Annotated in this window: 20 protein-coding genes; 12 read left to right on the forward strand and 8 right to left on the reverse strand. The window is 70.8% G+C overall.

Annotated features, from left to right (window positions below; all coding sequences use genetic code 11):
- Window positions 1–12: 12 nt before the first annotated feature.
- On the reverse strand, window positions 13–1,197 hold the full coding sequence (locus BN159_RS28475; protein ID WP_015660467.1) for an MFS transporter: 1,185 nt from the start codon (window positions 1,195–1,197) through the stop codon (window positions 13–15).
- Window positions 1,198–1,374: 177 nt separating this feature from the next.
- Window positions 1,375–2,157: an IclR family transcriptional regulator gene (locus BN159_RS28480; protein WP_015660468.1), complete on the reverse strand. Its 783-nt coding sequence runs from the start codon at window positions 2,155–2,157 to the stop codon at window positions 1,375–1,377.
- A gap of 100 nt (window positions 2,158–2,257) precedes the next feature.
- Between BN159_RS28480 and BN159_RS28485 the strand changes: the two genes are divergently transcribed.
- From BN159_RS28485 to BN159_RS28525, 9 genes are all read left to right on the forward strand, one after another.
- On the forward strand, window positions 2,258–3,181 hold the full coding sequence (locus BN159_RS28485) for a 5-dehydro-4-deoxyglucarate dehydratase (RefSeq protein WP_015660469.1): 924 nt from the start codon (window positions 2,258–2,260) through the stop codon (window positions 3,179–3,181).
- Window positions 3,178–4,467, forward strand: coding sequence for a glucarate dehydratase family protein (locus BN159_RS28490; RefSeq protein WP_015660470.1), 1,290 nt, complete (start codon window positions 3,178–3,180; stop codon window positions 4,465–4,467). The genes BN159_RS28485 and BN159_RS28490 overlap by 4 nt, the downstream gene beginning before the upstream one ends.
- Before the next feature lie 138 nt (window positions 4,468–4,605).
- On the forward strand, window positions 4,606–5,751 hold the full coding sequence (locus BN159_RS28495; protein ID WP_015660471.1) for a carbohydrate kinase family protein: 1,146 nt from the start codon (window positions 4,606–4,608) through the stop codon (window positions 5,749–5,751).
- Between the two features lie 157 nt (window positions 5,752–5,908).
- Entirely contained in the window at window positions 5,909–6,967 is a 1,059-nt protein-coding gene (locus BN159_RS28500) for a PhoH family protein (RefSeq protein WP_015660472.1), read from the forward strand.
- 13 nt (window positions 6,968–6,980) lie between these two features.
- Window positions 6,981–7,478: an rRNA maturation RNase YbeY gene (gene ybeY / locus BN159_RS28505; protein WP_015660473.1), complete on the forward strand. Its 498-nt coding sequence runs from the start codon at window positions 6,981–6,983 to the stop codon at window positions 7,476–7,478.
- On the forward strand, window positions 7,475–8,773 hold the full coding sequence (locus BN159_RS28510; protein ID WP_015660474.1) for a hemolysin family protein: 1,299 nt from the start codon (window positions 7,475–7,477) through the stop codon (window positions 8,771–8,773). Before ybeY ends, BN159_RS28510 begins: the two co-directional genes overlap by 4 nt.
- Window positions 8,770–9,129: an MmcQ/YjbR family DNA-binding protein gene (locus BN159_RS28515; protein ID WP_015660475.1), complete on the forward strand. Its 360-nt coding sequence runs from the start codon at window positions 8,770–8,772 to the stop codon at window positions 9,127–9,129. Before BN159_RS28510 ends, BN159_RS28515 begins: the two co-directional genes overlap by 4 nt.
- Before the next feature lie 23 nt (window positions 9,130–9,152).
- A complete protein-coding gene (locus BN159_RS28520) occupies window positions 9,153–9,506 on the forward strand; it encodes a hypothetical protein (RefSeq protein WP_015660476.1) in 354 nt (117 codons plus the stop codon).
- 156 nt (window positions 9,507–9,662) lie between these two features.
- Complete coding sequence (locus BN159_RS28525) at window positions 9,663–10,139, forward strand: hypothetical protein (protein ID WP_015660477.1); 477 nt, start codon at window positions 9,663–9,665, stop codon at window positions 10,137–10,139.
- A 30-nt stretch (window positions 10,140–10,169) separates the two neighbouring features.
- Here the strand turns inward: BN159_RS28525 and BN159_RS28530 are convergent, their stop codons facing one another.
- Together BN159_RS28530 and BN159_RS28535 are read right to left on the reverse strand one after the other, a co-directional pair.
- Entirely contained in the window at window positions 10,170–10,508 is a 339-nt protein-coding gene (locus BN159_RS28530; protein WP_015660478.1) for a P-II family nitrogen regulator, read from the reverse strand.
- Entirely contained in the window at window positions 10,505–11,806 is a 1,302-nt protein-coding gene (locus BN159_RS28535) for an ammonium transporter (RefSeq protein ID WP_015660479.1), read from the reverse strand. Before BN159_RS28535 ends, BN159_RS28530 begins: the two co-directional genes overlap by 4 nt.
- A gap of 149 nt (window positions 11,807–11,955) precedes the next feature.
- Between BN159_RS28535 and era the strand changes: the two genes are divergently transcribed.
- Complete coding sequence (gene era, locus BN159_RS28540; RefSeq protein WP_015660480.1) at window positions 11,956–12,909, forward strand: GTPase Era; 954 nt, start codon at window positions 11,956–11,958, stop codon at window positions 12,907–12,909.
- On the opposite strand, the gene BN159_RS28545 is transcribed toward era, so the two are convergent.
- The 4 genes from BN159_RS28545 to BN159_RS28560 are packed head-to-tail and all read right to left on the reverse strand — an operon-like array spanning window position 12,906 to window position 16,882.
- Complete coding sequence (locus tag BN159_RS28545; protein WP_015660481.1) at window positions 12,906–14,147, reverse strand: MFS transporter; 1,242 nt, start codon at window positions 14,145–14,147, stop codon at window positions 12,906–12,908. The two genes, era and BN159_RS28545, sit on opposite strands and share 4 nt — an antisense overlap.
- Window positions 14,144–15,475: a GH1 family beta-glucosidase gene (locus tag BN159_RS28550; protein ID WP_015660482.1), complete on the reverse strand. Its 1,332-nt coding sequence runs from the start codon at window positions 15,473–15,475 to the stop codon at window positions 14,144–14,146. Before BN159_RS28550 ends, BN159_RS28545 begins: the two co-directional genes overlap by 4 nt.
- Before the next feature lie 46 nt (window positions 15,476–15,521).
- Window positions 15,522–15,788 carry a protealysin inhibitor emfourin gene (locus tag BN159_RS28555; protein WP_015660483.1) on the reverse strand — a complete coding sequence of 89 codons (267 nt, stop codon included), beginning with the start codon at window positions 15,786–15,788 and terminating at the stop codon, window positions 15,522–15,524.
- 20 nt (window positions 15,789–15,808) lie between these two features.
- Window positions 15,809–16,882, reverse strand: coding sequence for a M4 family metallopeptidase (locus BN159_RS28560; RefSeq protein WP_041819960.1), 1,074 nt, complete (start codon window positions 16,880–16,882; stop codon window positions 15,809–15,811).
- Window positions 16,883–17,201: 319 nt separating this feature from the next.
- On the opposite strand from BN159_RS28560, the gene leuA reads away from it, so the two are divergent.
- Both leuA and BN159_RS28570 read left to right on the forward strand, forming a co-directional pair.
- On the forward strand, window positions 17,202–18,923 hold the full coding sequence (gene leuA / locus BN159_RS28565; RefSeq protein ID WP_015660485.1) for a 2-isopropylmalate synthase: 1,722 nt from the start codon (window positions 17,202–17,204) through the stop codon (window positions 18,921–18,923).
- A gap of 264 nt (window positions 18,924–19,187) precedes the next feature.
- Window positions 19,188–19,883, forward strand: coding sequence for a TerB family tellurite resistance protein (locus tag BN159_RS28570; RefSeq protein WP_015660486.1), 696 nt, complete (start codon window positions 19,188–19,190; stop codon window positions 19,881–19,883).
- Window positions 19,884–19,889: the final 6 nt, after the last annotated feature.

Genomic DNA, 19,889 nt, shown 5'->3' on the forward strand with positions numbered 1-19,889 from the left:
GCACCCGCCCGGTCAAGCGGCGGTCGCAGTCTCGTAGGCGGACACCTCCACCGGAATCTCGACAACAGGCAGCGACCGCCGTGCCGCCCCCACAGCGACCACAGTCATCGGCACGGCGATCACCACCAGCCCCACCGCCAGCACCAGCCCCATCACCGGAAACCCGGCCGCACCAGACAGCACACTCCCGGTCAGCGGCCCCGCAGCCGTACCCAAGGACGAGGCCGAACCAACCAGCACCGCCCACCGCCCACGCCCGTCCAAAGACGCCGCAAGCCCGATGACGTACGACAGCACGATCGGATAGAGCGCGTTCCAGGCGATCTCCCCGGTCGCGAAGGTCGTCAGGTCCGTCGCCGAGGCGCTCACCGCGATGCACACGGCGATGACGGCCGTACCCGCGCCGATGGGGACGGCGAGGCCCAGCCTCGGCCCGATCGCGCTCGCCGCGACCACGCCCAGCAGCCCCGCACCCAGCGCCACCGCGAACACCGCGCCCACCGTCACCTCGCTCAGGTGCGCCTGACTCAGCCCGATCCGCCCGCTGACGCCCCACAGGGAGTTCTGCGCGAGGGACCAGAACATCAGCGCACCGGCGAGAACGACCCCGGAACGCAGATGGGGCAGCCGACCGGACTCGTGGCGTAGCCGGGCGCCCGGCGCCGAGGAGCCGAGGCGTCCCGTCAGCGGCCACACCACCAGCGCGGTCAGCGCAATCGCGGCGAGCGGAAGCCCATGCCCGGGACCGAGACGCGGAACCGTCAGATACACCGCCCCCGCCAGCGCGGAGACACCGAGCAGCCCGTACGTGGTGACCCGGTGCGGATCCGGGCGCCCCGCAATCCCGGTGGCGGCGACAGCCGTAGCCGTACCGGAGCCGAACCCGCCGACCAGGGCGCCCGCCACGACGGCCGGCACGGAGTGGGTCAGCGCGGCCCCGCCGTAGCCGACGACCGCGAGCGTGAGGCCGAGGCGGGCCAGCAGGCGCGGGCCGATCCGGTCGACGCGCGAGGCGAGCAGGAACCCGGCCGACGCCGAACTCAGCAGCAGCGCACTGCCGATGGCGCCCGCCTGGGTGGCGGTCAGGGGGAGCCCCGAGTCGAGGCGGCCGACGGTGGTCGGGAGGAGGTACGGAGCGAGGTACCCGGCCGTGAAAAGGGCAACGAGGGGCCAGGGCAGGGTGGTGCGGGCGGACACGGGCGTTCCCAGGGCGTGCGAAAGAAGCGGCTCAGAAAGGGGGATGAGGCGACGACCGTCGACGGACAGGAACGCGCGGGCAATTTGTATCAAGCGGGGGCAGGCGCGAAGAAGGCCGGATCGTGTGATCCGAGGCACATTCCGTTTGGGGCAGGGGAAGTCGGGTAAACGCGGCGGCTAGCGCCACCGCACCGAGCCCCCACCCGTCGGCACCGCGGACTCGATCTTCGCCCGGATCTCCCGCATCACGGCCACGATCCGCTCCTCGTGCCCCGGTGTCAGCCGGGCCACCGGCACCGAGCAGCTGATGGCGTCCTGCGCCGGAGCGTCGTAGCGCAGCGCGAAGCCGAAGCCGACGATTCCGGTGACGCCCTCCTCGCGGTCGACGGAGTAGCCGCGGGCGCGGATCCGGGCGAGGTCGGCGGTGAGGGAGTCGCGGCTGGTGTGGGTGCGCGGGGTGAGCGCCTCGTAGGGGCCCTCGGGCAGGTCCGTGTCCGGTCGTTCGGCCAGCAGCGCCTTGCCGAGCGCGCCCACGTGCGCGGGGAGTCTGCGGCCCACCCGGCTGATCGTGCGCAGGTACTCGTGGGACTCGCGGGTGGCGAGATAGGCCACGTCCCGTCCGTCCAGGCGGCCGAGGTGGATGGTCTCGCCGAGCGCCTCGGACGCCTCGTCGAGCCAGGGGCGCACCAGGCGCACCCGGGGGTCGGAGTCGAGGTAGCCGGTGCCGGTGAGCAGGGCGTGGATGCCGATGCCGTAGAGCGAGCCGGTGACGTCGGTGCGGACCCAGCCGCGCGAGATCAGGGTCTGGAGCAGCGCGTACATCGAGCTGCGCGGGACGTCGAGCTCGTCCGCCAGTTCCTGGAGCCGGGCCGGGCGGTCGGCGCGGGCGGCGAGGAGTTCGAGCAGTTCGACCGTGCGTGCGGCCGACTTCACTTCGCGGACCCCGGCTGACTCTGACATGCGCCGATCGTAATCCGGACGGACCGGGCCATTGACGGGCTGCTGTTCGCGTACCTAACCTCGATTTATATATATGGATGACGTCTGCATGGGGAGATGGATGACGGTGGTCCTGGATACCGAAGCACTGGCCGGCGGGGTGCTCTCCTTCCCGCTGACGAGCTTTCACGACGACGGCTCCCTGGACCCCGACGGCTTCCGCGCCCATGTCGCCGAGTGCGTCGCGGCCGGCCCCGGCGCGGTCTTCCCGGCCTGCGGCACCGGCGAGTTCTTCTCGCTGGACGAGGACGAGTACCGGACGGTCGTCACCGTCGCGGTGCAGGAGGCGGGCGGGCGGCTGCCCGTCGTCGCCGGTATCGGATACGGCTGGGCGCAGGCCGTTCGCTTCGCGCGCATCGCCGAGGAGGCGGGCGCCGACGCCCTGCTCGTCCTGCCGCACTACCTGGTCGCGGCACCGCAGGCGGGGCTGGTGGCGCAGGTGGAGCACATCGCGGCCCGTACGAGCCTCCCGCTCATCGTGTACCAGCGCGGCCAAGTCGCCTTCACCGCCGACTCGTTGCGCAGGATCGCCGCCCTGCCGACCGTCATCGGGCTCAAGGACGGCCACAGCGACCTCGACCGGCTCCAGCGCCTCACCCTCGCGGCCCCCGAGGGCTTCCTGTTCTTCAACGGCGCCGCCACCGCGGAGATCCAGGCCCGCGCCTACGCCACCGTCGGCGTCCCCGCCTACTCCTCCGCCGTGCACGCCTTCGCACCCGAGATCGCGACCGCCTTCTTCACCGCCCTGCGCAAGGGCGACGAGAAGACACTGGAGCGGCTGCTGCGCGACTTCTACGTCCCGCTCGTCGAACTCCGCGACCGGGCGCCCGGATACGCGGTGTCCCTGGTGAAGGCGGCGGCGCGGCTGCGGGGCCGCCGGGTGGGCCCGGTGCGCGCACCGCTCACCGACCCCTCGCCGACCGACCTCGCCGACCTGAAGTCCCTGCTCGTCACCGGCCTCGACCTCGTAGGAGCAGCCCTGTGAACCTCACGATCGCGGACGTCCGGCTCACCCCGATCCTGATCGCCGACCCGCCCCTGCTCAACACCCAGGGCGTCCACCAGCCCTACACACCGCGGCTGATCGTGGAGGTCGAGACCGCCGACGGGGTCACCGGGGTCGGGGAGACGTACGGCGACACGAAGTACCTGGAGCTGGCGCGGCCCTTCGCCGAGAAGCTGATCGGGCGTCAAGTCGGCGATCTCAACGGCCTGTTCACGATCGCCGAGGACGTCACCGTCGACGGCTCCCGGGTCTCCGGACAGGTCGACGTCGGCGGCCTGCGCGGCGTCCAGACCGCCGACAAGCTGCGGCTGTCCGTGGTCTCCGGGTTCGAGGTGGCCTGTCTGGACGCGCTCGGCAAGGCCCTCGGACAGCCCGTGCACGCGCTGCTCGGCGGCAAGGTGCGCGACTCGGTCGAGTACAGCGCCTACCTGTTCTACAAGTGGGCCGAGCACCCCGAGGGCGTGCCGGCCGAGCGGGACGACTGGGGCGCCGCCGTGGACCCGGCCGGGATCGTGGAGCAGGCCCGGAAGTTCACCGAGCGGTACGGCTTCACCTCGTTCAAGCTCAAGGGCGGGGTGTTCCCGCCGGACGAGGAGATCGCGGCCGTACGGGCGCTCGCGGCGGCCTTCCCCGGGCATCCGCTGCGGCTCGACCCCAACGGTGCCTGGTCGGTGGAGACCTCGCTGAAGGTGGCGAAGGAACTCGGGGACGTCCTGGAGTACCTGGAGGATCCCGCGCTCGGCACCCCGGCCATGGCCGAGGTCTCCGCCGGGACCGACGTGCCGCTGGCGACCAACATGTGCGTGACGACGTTCGCCGAGATCAAGGAGGCGTTCACGCGGGACGCCGTGCAGGTCGTCCTCTCCGATCACCACTACTGGGGCGGGCTGCGCAACACCCAGCACCTCGCCGCGATCTGCCGCACCTTCGGCGTGGGGGTGTCCATGCACTCCAACACCCATCTCGGGATCTCGCTGGCGGCGATGACGCAGGTGGCGTCCACCGTGCCGAACCTCCATCACGCCTGTGACTCCCACTACCCGTGGCAGTCGGAGGACGTGCTGACGGAACGGCTGCGGTTCGAGGGCGGCCGGGTCGCCGTGTCCGACGCCCCCGGACTCGGCGTCGAACTCGACCACGACCGGCTGCGGTTCCTGCACCGGCGGTGGCTGGACGACGACGGCACCCTGCGCGAGCGCGACGACGCGGCGGCCATGCGCGTGGCCGAACCGGGGTGGGTCACACCGAGCGTGCCCCGCTGGTGACCGGATGACACCGGCCCTCGTGGCACGTCGGGGAGCTGCGGTGGTCTGACGCGACGGGTGGTCCCGGTGCGACCGGCGGCGTGTTGTCAGTGGTGTGGTGCACACTGGCCTGATCCGCACCACGTCAGGGAGCGCACCGTGATCGCGTCCGCCGCGTCCACCGGAAAGGGACCCTCTTCCTCCGTCGCCCGGAGGCCGCAGTGTCCGGCCCAGGTCGACCCCCTGGCCGCACTGCGCACGCCCACGGACCCACCCTGGGACGTCTACCTCACCGGCACCGTCTTCCTCGACATCATCTTCACCGGGCTCGACTCCGCCCCGGTGCGCGGGACCGAGTCCTGGGCGCGCGGCATGGGGTCGAGCCCCGGCGGCGTCGCCAACATGGCGACCGCGCTGGCCCGCCTCGGCCTGAAGACCTCTCTCGCGGCGGCCTTCGGGGACGACCACTACGGCGAGTACTGCTGGGACGCCCTGGAACAGGGCGAGGGCATCGACCTCGCCCCGTCGCGCACCGTCCCCGGCTGGCACTCCCCGGTGACGGTCTCCATGGCCTACGAGGGCGAACGCACGATGGTCTCCCACGGCCACGAACCGCCCCCGGAGGAGCCCGCCCCCGACTGCCCGCCCCGCGCGCGTGCCGCCGTCGCCTCCCTGGAACCCGGCAAACAGGCCCCCTGGATCGCCCAGGCCGCCGCGAAGGGCGCCCGGATCTTCGCCGACGTCGGCTGGGACGAGACCGGCGCCTGGGACCTCGCCGGCCTCGCTGACCTCGCGCACTGCGAGGCCTTCCTGCCCAACGCCGAGGAGGCCATGCGCTACACCGGCGCGAACTGCCCGCGCGCCGCCGCCCACGCCCTCACCGAACACGTACCGCTCGCCGTGGTCACCCTCGGCGCGGAGGGCGCCTACGCCGTGGACCGACGGACCGGCGAGACCGCCGAGGTACCGGCCATCGCGGTCGAGGCCCTCGACCCCACCGGCGCCGGGGACGTCTTCGTCGCCGGATTCGTCACCGGCACGCTCGCGAACTGGCCGCTCGCCGACCGCCTCGCCTTCGCGGGCCTCACCGCCGCCCTCTCCGTCCAGGAGTTCGGCGGCTCCCTGTCCGCCCCCGGCTGGGCGGAGATCGGCGCCTGGTGGCGCGAGATCCAGTCCTACGACGACCAGGACCCGGCGGCACTGCGCCGGTACGCCTTCCTGACGGACCTGGTCCCGGCCGAACAGGCCCGCCCCTGGCCGCTGCGCCGCGCGGTCCCGACCATCGGCTTCGGCCGCTCGGCCTGACCCCCAGGGCCTGTCGTCGGGCCCTGGGCGATGAGGCGTCCGGGTCGAAAAGCCCTACGGGCTTGTCAGTCGTGCGGCGTACCCTGGAATCGCCAGGCCGCCCCCGTGGCGGATGCACCTTTCCGAGGAGGACGAGCAAGGCCTACAGAGCCGGCCCATGACTCAGACACCCACAGCTCACACACCCGCGCAGGGGCAGGCGAGAGCACAGTTCACCGTCCCCGCCCAGCACCCCATGGTGACCGTGCTGGGGTCCGGCGACTCCCTCCTGCGTGTGATCGAGAAGGCCTTCCCGGCGGTCGACATACATGTCCGGGGCAATGAGATCAGCGCGGTCGGCGACGCCCCCGAAGTCGCTCTTGTCCAGCGCCTGTTCGACGAGATGATGCTGGTGCTCCGCACCGGGCAGCCGATGACGGAGGACGCAGTGGAACGCTCGATCGCCATGCTCCGGGCGAGCGGGAACGGCGAGGGGGACGGCCAGGAGACCCCGGCCGAGGTGCTCACCCAGAACATCCTCTCCTCGCGCGGACGCACGATCCGACCGAAGACCCTCAACCAGAAGCGGTACGTCGACGCGATCGACAAGCACACGATCGTCTTCGGCATCGGCCCCGCCGGTACCGGCAAGACCTACCTCGCCATGGCCAAGGCGGTGCAGGCCCTCCAGTCCAAGCAGGTCAACCGCATCATCCTGACCCGCCCCGCGGTCGAGGCGGGAGAGCGACTGGGATTCCTGCCGGGCACGCTGTACGAGAAGATCGACCCGTACCTGCGCCCGCTGTACGACGCGCTGCACGACATGCTCGACCCCGACTCCATCCCGAGGCTGATGGCCGCCGGGACCATCGAGGTCGCGCCGCTGGCGTACATGCGTGGCCGTACGCTCAACGACGCCTTCATCATCCTGGACGAGGCCCAGAACACCAGCCCCGAACAGATGAAGATGTTCCTCACCCGGCTCGGCTTCGACTCGAAGATCGTCATCACCGGTGACGTGACCCAGGTCGACCTGCCGAACGGGACCAAGTCGGGTCTGCGGCAGGTCCAGGACATCCTGGAGGGCCTGGACGACGTCCACTTCTCGCGCCTCACATCCCATGACGTCGTACGGCACAAGCTGGTCGGCCGTATCGTCGACGCGTACGAGAAGTACGACAGCCACCACGGCACGGAGAACGGCACCCACAAGGGCGGCCGCAACAAGCGGAAGTAGACAGACCAGCACCATGTCGATCGACGTCAACAACGAGTCCGGTACCGAGGTCGATGAGCAGGCGATCCTCGACATCGCCCGCTACGCGCTCGCTCGGATGCGCATCCACCCGCTCTCCGAGCTCTCGGTGATCGTCGTGGACGCCGACGCCATGGAGCAGCTGCACATCCAGTGGATGGACCTGCCAGGACCGACGGATGTCATGTCCTTTCCCATGGACGAGCTCCGGCCGCCGTCCAAGGACGACGACGAGCCGCCGCAGGGTCTGCTCGGCGACATCGTGCTGTGCCCGGAGGTCGCCAAGAAGCAGGGCGAGGACGCGCCGACGCAGCACTCCATGGACGAGGAGCTCCAGTTGCTCACCGTCCATGGCGTGCTGCACCTGCTCGGCTACGACCATGAGGAACCCGACGAGAAGGCCGAGATGTTCGGACTTCAGGCGGCCATCGTGGACGGGTGGCGTGCGGAGAAGGGCCTGACCGGTCCCTCCCCGGCTCCGACCGTCTCATGAGTCCGCAACTTGTCCTCGGCGCCATCGCGCTGGTCGTCGTGGCCTGGCTCGCCGCCTGCGCGGAGGCGGGCCTGGCGCGCGTCTCCAGCTTCCGCGCCGAGGAAGCCGTCCGCTCGGGGCGGCGGGGCAGCGCCAAGCTCGCGCAGATCGCCGCCGACCCGACGCGCTACCTGAACGTGGCGCTGCTGGTCCGCGTCGCCTGCGAGATGGCCGCCGCCGCGCTGGTCACGTACGCCTGTCTCAACGAGATCGAGAGCACCACCCAGGCGCTGCTCGCCGCGATCGGCGTCATGGTGCTGGTCTCCTATGTCGCCGTCGGGGTCTCCCCGCGCACCATCGGCCGCCAGCACCCGCTGAACACCGCGACGGCGGCGGCGTACGTCCTGCTGCCGCTGGCCCGGATCATGGGCCCGATCCCGTACCTGCTGATCCTCATCGGCAACGCCCTCACCCCCGGCAAGGGCTTCCGCCGTGGCCCCTTCGCCTCCGAGGCGGAGCTGCGCGCGCTGGTCGACCTCGCCGAGAAGGAGTCCCTCATCGAGGACGAGGAGCGCCGGATGGTGCACTCCGTCTTCGAGCTCGGCGACACCCTCGTGCGGGAGGTCATGGTCCCGCGCACCGACCTGATCGTCATCGAGCGGTACAAGACCATCCGCCAGGCCCTCACCCTGGCCCTGCGGTCCGGCTTCTCCCGGATACCCGTCACCGGGGAGAGCGAGGACGACGTCGTCGGGATCGTCTATCTCAAGGACCTGGCCCGCAAGACACACATCAGCCGGGACGCGGAGAGCGAGCTGGTCTCCACCGCGATGCGGCCCGCCGCCTTCGTGCCCGACACCAAGAACGCCGGTGACCTGCTGCGCGAGATGCAGCAGGACCGCAACCACGTCGCCGTCGTGATCGACGAGTACGGCGGCACCGCCGGGATCGTCACCATCGAGGACATCCTGGAGGAGATCGTCGGCGAGATCACCGACGAGTACGACCGCGAACTGCCCCCGGTGGAGGAGCTGGGCGAGGACCGCTTCCGGGTCACCGCCCGCCTGGACATCACCGACCTCGGCGAGCTGTACGGCCTCGACGAGTACGACGACGAGGACGTGGAGACCGTCGGCGGCCTCCTCGCCAAGGCGCTCGGCCGGGTCCCGATCGCCGGTGCCTCGGCCGTCGTGGAACTGCCCGACGCGCGGGAACTGCGGCTGACCGCCGAGGCCGCCGCGGGCCGCCGGAACAAGATCGTGACCGTGCTGGTGGAGCCGGTGGGCGCCGCCAAGGAGGACCCGGAGGACGCGTGACCCCCCAGGAGCTGCGCACGTTCTGCCTGTCGTTCAACGCGGCGGTGGAGGACTTCCCGTTCAACCCGGAGACCTCGGTCTTCAAAGTGCTCGGCAAGCTCTTCGCGCTGACGAACCTGGAGGCGCGGCCCCTGACGGTCAACCTCAAGTGCGACCCCGAGGACGCCCCCCGGCTGCGGGAGGAGCACCCGGGGCTGATCGTCCCCGGCTATCACATGAACAAGCGGCACTGGAACACCGTCACGGTCGACGGCGAACTCGACGACCGGCTCGTCCGGGAGCTCGTCGAGGACTCCTACGACCTGGTCGTGGCCGGCCTCCCGCGCGCCGAACGCCTCCGCCTGGACCGGTCCTGACGGGCACTTCGTATGCTCGGGGCATGACCGAGAGCAACGCGCTTGACCCCGAGGACCGCAAGATCGTCACCCTGGCCCGTTCGGCGCGGGCCCGCAACGGCGTGCCCGAGGGTGCCGCCGTACGCGACGAGACGGGCCGTACGTATGTCGCCGGGACCGTGGACCTGGACTCGCTGAAGCTCAGCGCGCTCAGGACGGCGGTGGCGATGGCCGTGGCGTCCGGGGCGAAGTCGCTGGAGGCGGCGGCGGTGGTGACCGAGGCGGAGAGCGCGGCGGCCGAGGACCTGGCGGCCGTACGGGACCTGGGCGGGGCGGGGACTCCGGTGCTGCTCGCCGGGCCCGACGGCACCGTGCGGCGCACCGTTCCCGTGGAGTAGTCCGGAATTCATCCTTGCCGGGGTTCGCCTCTCGCGCATCAATGGGACCGTAAGTTTCCGACGGACCGTCAGATCCGGCCCTCCCGCAGTGTGTCCGCACCCACCTGCCGAGGACGGGCCGTCGGTCCCCCCACACCCGAAGGGATCCGGAACCCCATGAGAGGCACCCGCTCAAGCACCGGTGCGGCCATCGCGATCGGCACCCTCGCCCTGACCGGACTCGTTCTCGCGCCCACCGCCGCGGCCGTCACCCCCACGACGGTCACCATCGACGCCGACTGCGGCGCCTTCGGCGGCGGCGCGGCCACCCTGACGGCCACCCAGGACGGTACGGCCGCCACCATGACCCTCAACTCCTCCGCCATCACCGCGCCGATCGGGCTCGGTGAGGACTCCATCGCCTCCACCCTCACCCTGGTGAAGGCAGGCGGCGGCACCACCGTCTTCACCGCCACCGAGAACCCGGCGATGGACGCCGGCGACCCGGTCCAGGTCGGCCCGCTTCCCGGCACCGTCGCCGCCGGCGACAGCCTGGAGGCCTTCGGCGGCTCGCTGACGATGACCGTCTTCGGCATCACCATCACCTGCACGGCGACCGCGCCGCAGTCGCCGGGCCCGTTCGTCTTCGACTGAGCCGCCGCCGTCAAGGGCGAGCGCTGCTCCTCAGAGCGCGTCGGGGCCGCGCTCGCCCGTCCGCACCCGTACGACCGTCTCGACGGGCAGCGCCCACACCTTGCCGTCGCCGATCTTGCCGGTCTGCGCGGCCTTCACGATCGCGTCGATCACGGCGTCGGAGTCGGCGTCCGCCACGACCACCTCGATCCGCACCTTGGGCACCAGGTCCACCTGGTACTCGGCGCCCCGGTACACCTCGGTGTGGCCGCGCTGACGGCCGTAGCCGCTCGCCTCGGTCACGGTCAGACCGTGCACGCCGATCTCCTGGAGCGCCGACTTCACCTCGTCGAGGCGGTAGGGCTTCACGATCGCGGTGATGAGCTTCATGCCTTGGCCTTCTGGGGGGCGGGAGCGGAGGAGGTGACCGGGGCGCCATGGCCCAGGACGCCGTGATCGTATGCGGTCTCGGCGTGCACCGTAAGGTCCAGGCCGGTGTGCTCCTGCTCCTCACCGGCGCGGAAGCCGAGCGTGCGGTCGATGAGCTTGCCGAGGCCGTACGTCACGCCGAAGGTGTACGCCGCCACGGCGACCACGGCCACCAGCTGCTTGCCGAGCTGGGCGAGTCCGCCGCCGTACAGCAGGCCCTCGACGCCGCCCGTCATCTCGGCGACCGCGAAGACGCCGATCAGCAGGGTGCCGATGACACCGCCGACGAGGTGGACGCCGACGACGTCCAGGGAGTCGTCGTAGTTGAACCTGAACTTCCAGCTCACCGCGTAGGAGCAGACGACACCGGCGGTCAGGCCGATCACCAGGGCGCCGAGCAGGGAGACCGAGCCGCAGGACGGGGTGATGGCGACCAGGCCGGCGACCGCGCCGGAGGCGGCGCCCAGGGTGGTGGGGTGGCCGTCGCGGCGCTGCTCGACGAAGAGCCAGCCGAGCAGGCCGGTGCAGCCGGCGGCGAGGGTGTTGAGGAAGGCGGCGGCCGCGAGGCCGTTGGCGCCGAGGGCGGAACCGGCGTTGAAGCCGAACCAGCCGAACCAGAGCAGACCGGCGCCGAGCATCACCATGGGCAGGTTGTGCGGGCGCATCGCGTCCTTCTTGAAGCCCAGGCGCGGGCCGATGACGAGGCAGAGCGCGAGGCCGGAGGCGCCGGAGGTGATCTCGACGGGGAGACCGCCGGCGAAGTCCAGGGCGCCGAGGTGGTTCAGGATCCAGCCACCCGGGCCCCAGGTCCAGTGCGCGACGGGAACGTATACGAGCAGCGCCCACAGCGGTACGAAGACCAGCCAGGCCCCGAACTTCGCGCGGTCCGCGATCGCGCCGCTGATCAGGGCGACGGTGATGATCGCGAAGGTGAGCTGGAAGGTGGCGAAGAGAACGGTGGGGACCGTGCCCTGGACGCTGTCCGGGCCGAGGCCCGCCATGCCGAGGTGGTCGAGCCCGCCGATCAGCCCGCCGACCGTGTCCTCGCCGAACGCGAGGGAGTATCCGGCGGCCAGCCACACCACGGTGACCAGGGCGATCGCCACGAAGCTCATCATCAGCATGTTGAGGACGCTCTTCGTGCGGACCATGCCGCCGTAGAACAGGGCCAGGCCCGGGGTCATCAGCAGGACGAGGGCGGTGGCGGCGAGCAGCCAGGCGGTGTCACCGGTGTCTATGCCTTGGGCGGCGAGGGTCACGGGGTCTCCAACGGGTGGGGGTGCGTCAGAGATTCACCGGTGTGCGTTTCCGGTCGTGTACCGGTGTGTTTCGGGGGCGTTTCATTGCGGGCGGGTTTCCGGGGCCTCACCGTGCGGCGCCGCTCCGGGGATCAGGGAGAATGGGCGGCATGAGCGTTCGCACCCAGTCATCCGAGGAGCCGGCCGAGGCCGTCCATCGCGCCGGTTTCGCCTGCTTCGTGGGCCGGCCCAACGCGGGCAAGTCCACCCTTACGAACGCTCTGGTCGGGCAGAAGGTGGCGATCACCGCCAACCAGCCGCAGACGACCCGGCACACGGTACGAGGGATCGTGCACCGCCCGGACGCGCAGCTGATCCTGGTGGACACCCCTGGTCTGCACAAGCCGCGCACGCTGCTGGGCGAGCGGCTGAACGACGTGGTGCGGACCACCTGGGCCGAGGTCGACGTGATCGGTTTCTGCCTGCCCGCGAACGAGAAGATCGGTCCCGGTGACCGCTTCATCGCGAAGGAGCTGGCGGGGATCAAGAAGTCCCCGAAGGTCGCCATCGTCACCAAGACCGACCTCGTCGACTCCAAGACCCTCGCCGAGCAGCTGATCGCGATCGACCAGCTGGGCAAGGAGCTGGGCATCGAGTGGGCGCAGATCGTGCCGGTGTCGGCGACCGCGAACAAGCAGGTCGACCTGCTGGCGGACCTGCTCATCCCGATGCTGCCCGAGGGCCCGGCGCTCTACCCCGAGGGCGACCTGACCGACGAGCCCGAGCAGGTCATGATCGCCGAGCTGATCCGCGAGGCGGCGCTGGAGGGCGTCCGCGACGAGCTGCCGCACTCCATCGCGGTGGTCGTCGAGGAGATGCTCCCCCGGGAGGACCGCCCCGCCGACAAGCCCCTCCTGGACATCCACGCCAACCTGTTCATCGAGCGCCCCAGCCAGAAGGGCATCATCATCGGCCCGAAGGGCAAGCGCCTGAAGGAGGTCGGCATCAAGTCCCGCAAGCAGATCGAGGCGTTGCTGGGGACCCCGGTGTTCCTGGACCTGCACGTGAAGGTCGCCAAGGACTGGCAGCGGGATCCGAAGCAGTTGCGCAGGCTCGGGTTCTAGTCCACCCCCTTGATCCGCCCCACCAGCACCGCCCCCGCCAACGCGATCACCGCCGCTGCCCCGTACAGGACGCGGTAGCCGCCCAGGTGGGTCACGACGGGGGCCGCCAGGGCGGGGGCCGCTACCTGGGGGAGGGCGTTGGCGATGTTGATGACACCCAGGTCCTTGCCCCGGTCGAGGGCCTTCGGGAGGACGTCGGTCATCAGGGCGAAGTCGACCGACATGAAGACGCCGAGGCCCACCCCCAGCAGGGCCGCCACGACGATCGCGCCGGGCCAGGTCTGCCAGGCCGCCAGCAGGGCCGTCGCCGCCGCCATCAGCAGCCCGGACCAGCGGACGAACGGTTTGCGGCGGCCCACGCGGTCGGACCAGACGCCGCCGACCACGACCGTGGCCAGCAGGGTCACGCTGTTCACGGCGGTGAGGATCAGGACGCCCTCGTCCGGGTCGTCGTAGTCCAGCCGGTCCCTGAGGTAGTACAGCAGGTAGAGGATCACCAGCGCGTTGCTGAGGTTGATCAGGAAGCGGGTCAGCCAGGCCCAGCCGAAGTCCGGATAGCGGCGCGGGCTCAGCCAGAAGCTCCGGAGGAACGCGGGCAGGGACCAGGGCGGTCGGTGATCGGCCGCCAGCCGGAAGTCGCCGCCGCGCAGGACGTACGGCAGCACCCCCGCCACCACGAACACCGCGCACGCCGCATACCCCGCCGCGATCCCGCCCACCGCCGTCGCGAGCCCCGTCCCGGCGACCGCCCCCAGGATCTGCGCCGCCCCCAGCCAGCCGCCCACCGAGCCCCGCTGGAGCCGCGGCACCCGGTCCGGCACCGCCGCCGTTACCGCCGCGAAGGCCGCGTTCAGGGTCAGCTGGACCAGGCACCAGCCGACGATCATCGTCCAGAGGCCGTCCGCCCCCGCGAGCAGCAGCAGGGACAGCGCCCCGCCCGCCACCCCCGCCACGATCCACGGCCTGCGTCGCCCCCAGCCGGACGTCGTCCGGTCCGACAGGGCGCCGAAGAGCGGGTTCGCCACCAGCGAGACCGCCGCCCCGACCCCGGTCACCCAGGCCAGCAGCGTCTCCTTCGACATCCCGGTGCCGGGCGCGAACTCCTCGGACTGCTCGGGCAACAGGATCTGGAGCGGGCCGTACCAGCCCACCCAGACCGCCCAGTTGGCGAGCGCCAGCGCCGTCGTCCAGCCCCGGCCGACCCGGTCGACGGGTTCGGCCAGGGCGGGTGTCGTCATCCCTGGGTCCGCAGCACGTCCCGGTACCAGCGGTACGACGCCTTCGGGGTCCGCTCCAGGGTGTCGTAGTCGACGTGGACGAGGCCGAACCGGCGCGCGTAGCCCTCCGCCCACTCGAAGTTGTCCAGCAGCGACCAGACGAAGTACCCCCGGACGTCCACCCCGGCCTCCACCGCCCGGTGCAGGGCGCGGATGTGGCCGTCCAGGTAGGCGATCCGCTCCTGGTCGTCGACCCCTTCGTACGAGCAGCCGTTCTCGGTGATGACGACGGGCGGGAGCCGGTCGCCGTAGCGTTCGTGGAAGCCGGTGAGCAGCTCGGTCAGCGCCTCGGGGACCACCGGCCAGCCGAAGTCGGTGACCGGTACGTCCTCGATCTCCTGGACGGAGAAGGGGAGTTCGGCGGGCATGGAGACGCCGCCGAACTCGATCTCGGCGCCTTGCGGTGCGCCCACCTTCGTCGGGGCGTAGTAGTTGATGCCGTACCAGTCGACCGGCTCGGCGATGACTTTCAGGTCCGCCTCGACGTCGCCCGGCATCAACTCGCCCAGTCCCGCCGGGTATTCGCCGAGCAGGACCGGGTCCGCGAACAGGCGGTTGAGGAGTACGTCGTAGAACTCCGCCGCCTCCACGTCGGCGCTCTCCTTCGACGCGGCCCAGGTCGGCCCGTGCGAGTTGGCGATCCCGACGTCCGTGACCCCGGCAGCGCGCAGGGCCCGTACCGCCATGCCGTGGGCGAGGAGTTGGTGGTGGGCGACCGGCAGTGCGTCGAACAGCAGCCGCTTGCCGGGCGCGTGGACGCCGAGGGCGTGGCCCAGCAGGGTGTGCTCGGCGGGCTCGTTGAGGGTGATCCACTTGGGCACGCGGTCACCGAGCCGCTCGGCGACCTGGGAGACGTACGCGGCGAACCGGGACGCGGTGTCCCGCTCCAGCCAGTCGAGGCCGGCCGGCAGGTCCCAGTGGAAGAGCGTGGGGACGGGGCGGACGCCCGCCGCGCACAGCTCGTCGACCAGCCGGTCGTAGAAGTCCAGGCCGCCGGGGGAGTTCACCCGCGGCCACGAGATCGAGAAGCGGTACGCGCCGACCCCGAGGCCGGACAGCAGGGCCACGTCCTCGCGGTAGCGGTGGTAGTGGTCGCAGGCCACCGCCGCCGTGGAGCCGTCCTTCACCCGCCCCGGCCCGTCCGTGAAGGCGTCCCAGACGGAGGGCTCGCGCTGCTCGGCCGCACCCTCGATCTGATGGGCCGAGGTCGACACGCCCCACAGGAAACCGGCCGGGAACCGAGGTATCGGGTGCTGAGGGTGCTCTTGAGTCGCCATGCGCCGGATCATCCGTACCGCCGGTAAGGGAAGTCAACGGCCCGGCGTGAACAAGCGGTTACGCGCCTTCCTTGAGCACCCTGGTGATCAGCTTGCGCTGTTCCTCGGTCAGCCGGGGATCGGAGCAGTACACGGTCTTCCCGTCCACCGTGATCTGGTAACTGAACCCGTCGGGCACCCCGATCGGCGGCTCGCCCCGGCCGGCGGCGACCGCCCGCTCGGCCAGGGCATGCCACTCGACGGCATCGGTCCGCCCCGAGGTGTCCACCTCGGCGAACCGCTCGATGCCCGCGAAACCTCCGGTGCGCCTCACCTGAATCCGCATGGTTCCTGTCTAGTACGTGTTCACAGCGCGCGCACCCCGACCTGCTCCCAGGCCTTCTGCACCGCCTGGAGCTCCTCGCTGCTGTCGCCGTAGCGGGCCTTCGCGGCCGCTCCCGTCAGCGCGGCGAAGTCGGTGAACAGCGCCTGCGCCTTCAGCTCGCCACCGGTCAGCACGTCGTACCAGATCTGCCCGGCCCGCTCCCAGGCGTTGCCGCCGAGGGCGGTGGCCGCCAGATAGAAGGCATGGTTGGGGATCCCGGAGTTGATGTGGACACCGCCGTTGTCGCGGCCGGTACGGACGTAGTCGTCCATCGTCGCGGGCTGCGGGTCCTTGCCGAGGACGTCGTCGTCGTACGCCGTGCCGGGCTCCTTCATCGAGCGCAGCGCCTTGCCGGTGACCCGCGGGGCGAGCAGTCCGGCGCCGATCAGCCAGTCGGCCTCGGCGGCGCTCTGGCCGAGCGTGTACTGCTTGATGAGCGCGCCGAAGACGTCCGACATCGACTCGTTCAGGGCGCCGGGCTGGCCGAAGTAGGTGAGGTTGGCGGTGTACTGGGTGACGCCGTGGGCGAGTTCATGGCCGATGACGTCGATGGGGATGGTGAAGTCGAGGAAGATCTCGCCGTCCCCGTCGCCGAACACCATCTGCTCGCCGTTCCAGAAGGCGTTGTTGTAGTCCTTCTCGTAGTGCACGGTGGCGTCCAGCGGCAGTCCGTCGCCGTCGATGGAGTTGCGCGCGTAGGCCTTCAGGAACAGGTCGAAGGTGGCGCCGAGGCCCGCGTAGGCGCGGTTGACGGTGGCGTCCTTGCCGGGCTCCTCGCCCTCCGTGCGGACCTTCTTCCCGGGCAGGTCGGTGCCGTGCCGGGCGTCGTAGACCGTGCGCTGCGGCTTGTCGGGCTCGGCGTCGGCGGGCGGGGCGACGGCGGGCGCCCCGAGCACGGTGGTCAGCCGGCGGTGGGTGCGCTCGTAGGCGTCGCGCTGGAGGGTCCGGCGGGCCGGTCCGGACAGGGCGGGGTCCTCGGCCCGGGCCAGCTTGTCGAGGACGTGGGGCGGTACGACGGTGCAGAAGACGGGCTCGTGGCCCCCGTGGTTGGTCATGCCCGGCACCATTGCACTGCGTTATGCCGCTGTCACCACCCGCAACCATGATTGATGAAATGTGCCGACAAGGCGCCCATCCGGCAGTCGGGAAGTGGTATAGCGCACTTTTTGTCCAGTTCGTCCGTGCGGTCCCGCATACTGATACACACCGCCGTATCGCGGGCGGCTCGGCTAGCATGCTGCGCATCATGCTTTTCGGGCTGCTTCTTCTTAGCTGCCGCGGCGAGGGCCTGTAGTCCAGGTCGACTCCCTCCCCGCGGAGCTTCGCGTTGCGTCGTCGGCCGTCCTTCCGGACATCCTGAGGAGCCCCGCAATCATGGCGAACCGCCAGCAGCCCACGTCCATGCCGGTCCACAAGTACGGTCGCTACGACCAGGTGGACATCCCGGACCGCACCTGGCCCGAGCAGCGCGTCACCACCGCCCCCCGCTGGCTCTCCACGGACCTGCGCGACGGCAACCAGGCCCTGATCGACCCGATGTCGCCCGAGCGCAAGCGCCGGATGTTCGACCAGCTGGTCAAGATGGGCTACAAGGAGATCGAGGTCGGGTTCCCGGCGTCGGGCCAGACGGACTTCGACTTCGTACGGTCGATCATCGAGGAGCCGGGGGCCATTCCCGACGACGTCACCATCTCCGTACTGACCCAGGCCCGCGAGGACCTGATCGAGCGCACGGTGGAGTCCCTGAAGGGCGCCAAGCGGGCGAATGTCCACCTGTACAACGCCACCGCGCCCGTCTTCCGCCGGGTGGTCTTCCGCGGCTCCAAGGACGACATCAAGCAGATCGCCGTGGACGGCACCCGCCTGGTGATGGAGTACGCCGAGAAGCTGCTGGGCCCCGAGACGGAGTTCGGCTACCAGTACAGCCCCGAGATCTTCACCGACACCGAGCTGGACTTCGCGCTGGAGGTCTGCGAGGCGGTCATGGACGTCTGGCAGCCCGGTCCGGGCCGCGAGATCATCCTCAACCTGCCCGCCACGGTGGAGCGTTCGACCCCCTCCACGCACGCCGACCGCTTCGAGTGGATGGGCCGCAACCTGTCCCGCCGCGAGCACGTCTGCCTGTCCATCCACCCGCACAACGACCGCGGTACGGCCGTCGCGGCGGCCGAGCTGGCGCTGATGGCCGGCGCCGACCGCGTCGAGGGCTGTCTGTTCGGACAGGGCGAGCGCACCGGCAACGTCGACCTGGTCACCCTGGGCATGAACCTGTTCTCGCAGGGCGTCGACCCGCAGATCGACTTCTCCGACATCGACGAGATCCGTCGTACGTGGGAGTACTGCAACCAGATGGAGGTCCACCCGCGCCACCCGTACGTGGGCGACCTGGTCTACACGTCCTTCTCCGGCTCCCACCAGGACGCCATCAAGAAGGGCTTCGACGCCATGGAGGCCGACGCGGCGGCCCGCGGGGTGACCGTGGACGACATCGAGTGGGCGGTGCCGTACCTGCCGATCGACCCCAAGGACGTCGGCCGCTCCTACGAGGCCGTCATCCGCGTCAACTCGCAGTCCGGCAAGGGCGGCATCGCGTACGTCCTGAAGAACGACCACAAGCTGGACCTGCCGCGCCGGATGCAGATCGAGTTCTCCAAGCTCATCCAGGCCAAGACGGACGCGGAGGGCGGCGAGGTCACCGGGTCCGCCATCTGGTCGGTCTTCCAGGACGAGTACCTGCCGAACCCGGAGAACCCGTGGGGCCGTATCCAGGTCCGCAACGGTCAGTCGACGACGGACACGGATGGTGTGGACACGCTGAAGGTGGAGGCGACGGTCGATGGCGCCGACACGGTGCTGACGGGTACCGGCAACGGTCCTATCTCGGCCTTCTTCGACGCGCTCCAGTCGATCGGCATCGACGTACGCCTGCTGGACTACCAGGAGCACACGATGAGCGAGGGCGCGTCCGCGCAGGCCGCGTCGTACATCGAGTGTGCGATCGACGGCAAGGTGCTGTGGGGGATCGGGATCGACGCGAACACGACGCGTGCCTCGCTGAAGGCCGTCGTCTCCGCCGTGAACCGGGCTGCGCGGTAGGTAGGTGCCGCGAGTGGTTGTCGGGCGGCTGCGGGTCCGTCGTGGTTTCTCGCGCCCACGCGGCGGAGCCGCAAATGTCACAGCCCCGCGCCCCTAGGTACGTTTCCCCGCCCCCTGTTTTGAGGGGCGGGGATCGTCGTATACCGGCCATTCCTCATGCAGGTCACGGAAAGGTCTCGTCCAAGGTGCTGACTCGGCCTGGGGGATGTGGCTAACATCACGCAAGCGCGGCGACGTTGCCGCGGGGTTTCGCGGAGGTGCGACGTGCTGCCAGGACGGGGACGAAACGGCCGTGCCGCGAGGCCTGCCCGCATCCTGGGCACCCGCGTGGCGTGGACGGCCGTCGGTGACGGTGAGTTCTTCTGTCCCGGCTGCGGAGGGGACCGCAACTACCAGCGGCTGACCGGCCGCCGCCGCTTCACCCTGCTCGGCGTGCCGGTGCTGCCGCGCGGCGAGACCGGGCCGGTGGTGGAGTGCGCGGCCTGCCGCCGCCACTTCGGCACCGACGTCCTGGACCACCCCACCACCACCCGCTTCTCCGCGATGCTCCGCGACGCCGTCCACACCGTCGCCCTCGCGGTGCTCGCCGCGGGCGGTACCTGCGCCCGTACGGCCCTGGAGACCGCCGCCTCGGCGGTCCGTGCGGCCGGCTTCGACGACTGCACCGAGGAACAGCTGGACGCCCTCGTGGAGGCGCTGGCGGCGGACACCGGCCGGGTCATGGGCGAACCCTGCGGAGCGGGCCTGGCCATAGAGCTCCACGAGGCCCTCGACCCCCTCGCCCCGCACCTCGCCCCCGCGGGCCGCGAATCGATCCTCCTCCAGGGCGCCCGCATCGCCCTGGCGGACGGCCCGTACACCCCCGCCGAACGCGAGGTCCTCACCACGGTCGGCGCGGCCCTGACGATCTGCGGCGACGACGTGACACGGCTGCTGGCAGCGGCACGCACGCCGTCGTAGCGGCCG

The organism is Streptomyces davaonensis JCM 4913 (genome assembly GCF_000349325.1).
GTDB lineage: Bacteria > Actinomycetota > Actinomycetes > Streptomycetales > Streptomycetaceae > Streptomyces > Streptomyces davaonensis.

What these genes read in the sequence shown, in the direction of transcription:
- BN159_RS28480 (WP_015660468.1), bottom strand. Translation starts at nt 2,157, where the DNA reads ATGTCAGAGTCAGCCGGGGTCCGCGAAGTGAAGTCGGCCGCACGCACG.
- BN159_RS28485 (WP_015660469.1), top strand. Translation starts at nt 2,258, where the DNA reads ATGACGGTGGTCCTGGATACCGAAGCACTGGCCGGCGGGGTGCTCTCC.
- BN159_RS28500 (WP_015660472.1), top strand. Translation starts at nt 5,909, where the DNA reads ATGACTCAGACACCCACAGCTCACACACCCGCGCAGGGGCAGGCGAGA.
- ybeY (WP_015660473.1), top strand. Translation starts at nt 6,981, where the DNA reads ATGTCGATCGACGTCAACAACGAGTCCGGTACCGAGGTCGATGAGCAG.
- BN159_RS28510 (WP_015660474.1), top strand. Translation starts at nt 7,475, where the DNA reads ATGAGTCCGCAACTTGTCCTCGGCGCCATCGCGCTGGTCGTCGTGGCC.
- BN159_RS28520 (WP_015660476.1), top strand. Translation starts at nt 9,153, where the DNA reads ATGACCGAGAGCAACGCGCTTGACCCCGAGGACCGCAAGATCGTCACC.
- BN159_RS28525 (WP_015660477.1), top strand. Translation starts at nt 9,663, where the DNA reads ATGAGAGGCACCCGCTCAAGCACCGGTGCGGCCATCGCGATCGGCACC.
- BN159_RS28530 (WP_015660478.1), bottom strand. Translation starts at nt 10,508, where the DNA reads ATGAAGCTCATCACCGCGATCGTGAAGCCCTACCGCCTCGACGAGGTG.
- era (WP_015660480.1), top strand. Translation starts at nt 11,956, where the DNA reads ATGAGCGTTCGCACCCAGTCATCCGAGGAGCCGGCCGAGGCCGTCCAT.
- BN159_RS28545 (WP_015660481.1), bottom strand. Translation starts at nt 14,147, where the DNA reads ATGACGACACCCGCCCTGGCCGAACCCGTCGACCGGGTCGGCCGGGGC.
- BN159_RS28550 (WP_015660482.1), bottom strand. Translation starts at nt 15,475, where the DNA reads ATGATCCGGCGCATGGCGACTCAAGAGCACCCTCAGCACCCGATACCT.
- BN159_RS28555 (WP_015660483.1), bottom strand. Translation starts at nt 15,788, where the DNA reads ATGCGGATTCAGGTGAGGCGCACCGGAGGTTTCGCGGGCATCGAGCGG.
- BN159_RS28560 (WP_041819960.1), bottom strand. Translation starts at nt 16,882, where the DNA reads ATGACCAACCACGGGGGCCACGAGCCCGTCTTCTGCACCGTCGTACCG.
- leuA (WP_015660485.1), top strand. Translation starts at nt 17,202, where the DNA reads ATGGCGAACCGCCAGCAGCCCACGTCCATGCCGGTCCACAAGTACGGT.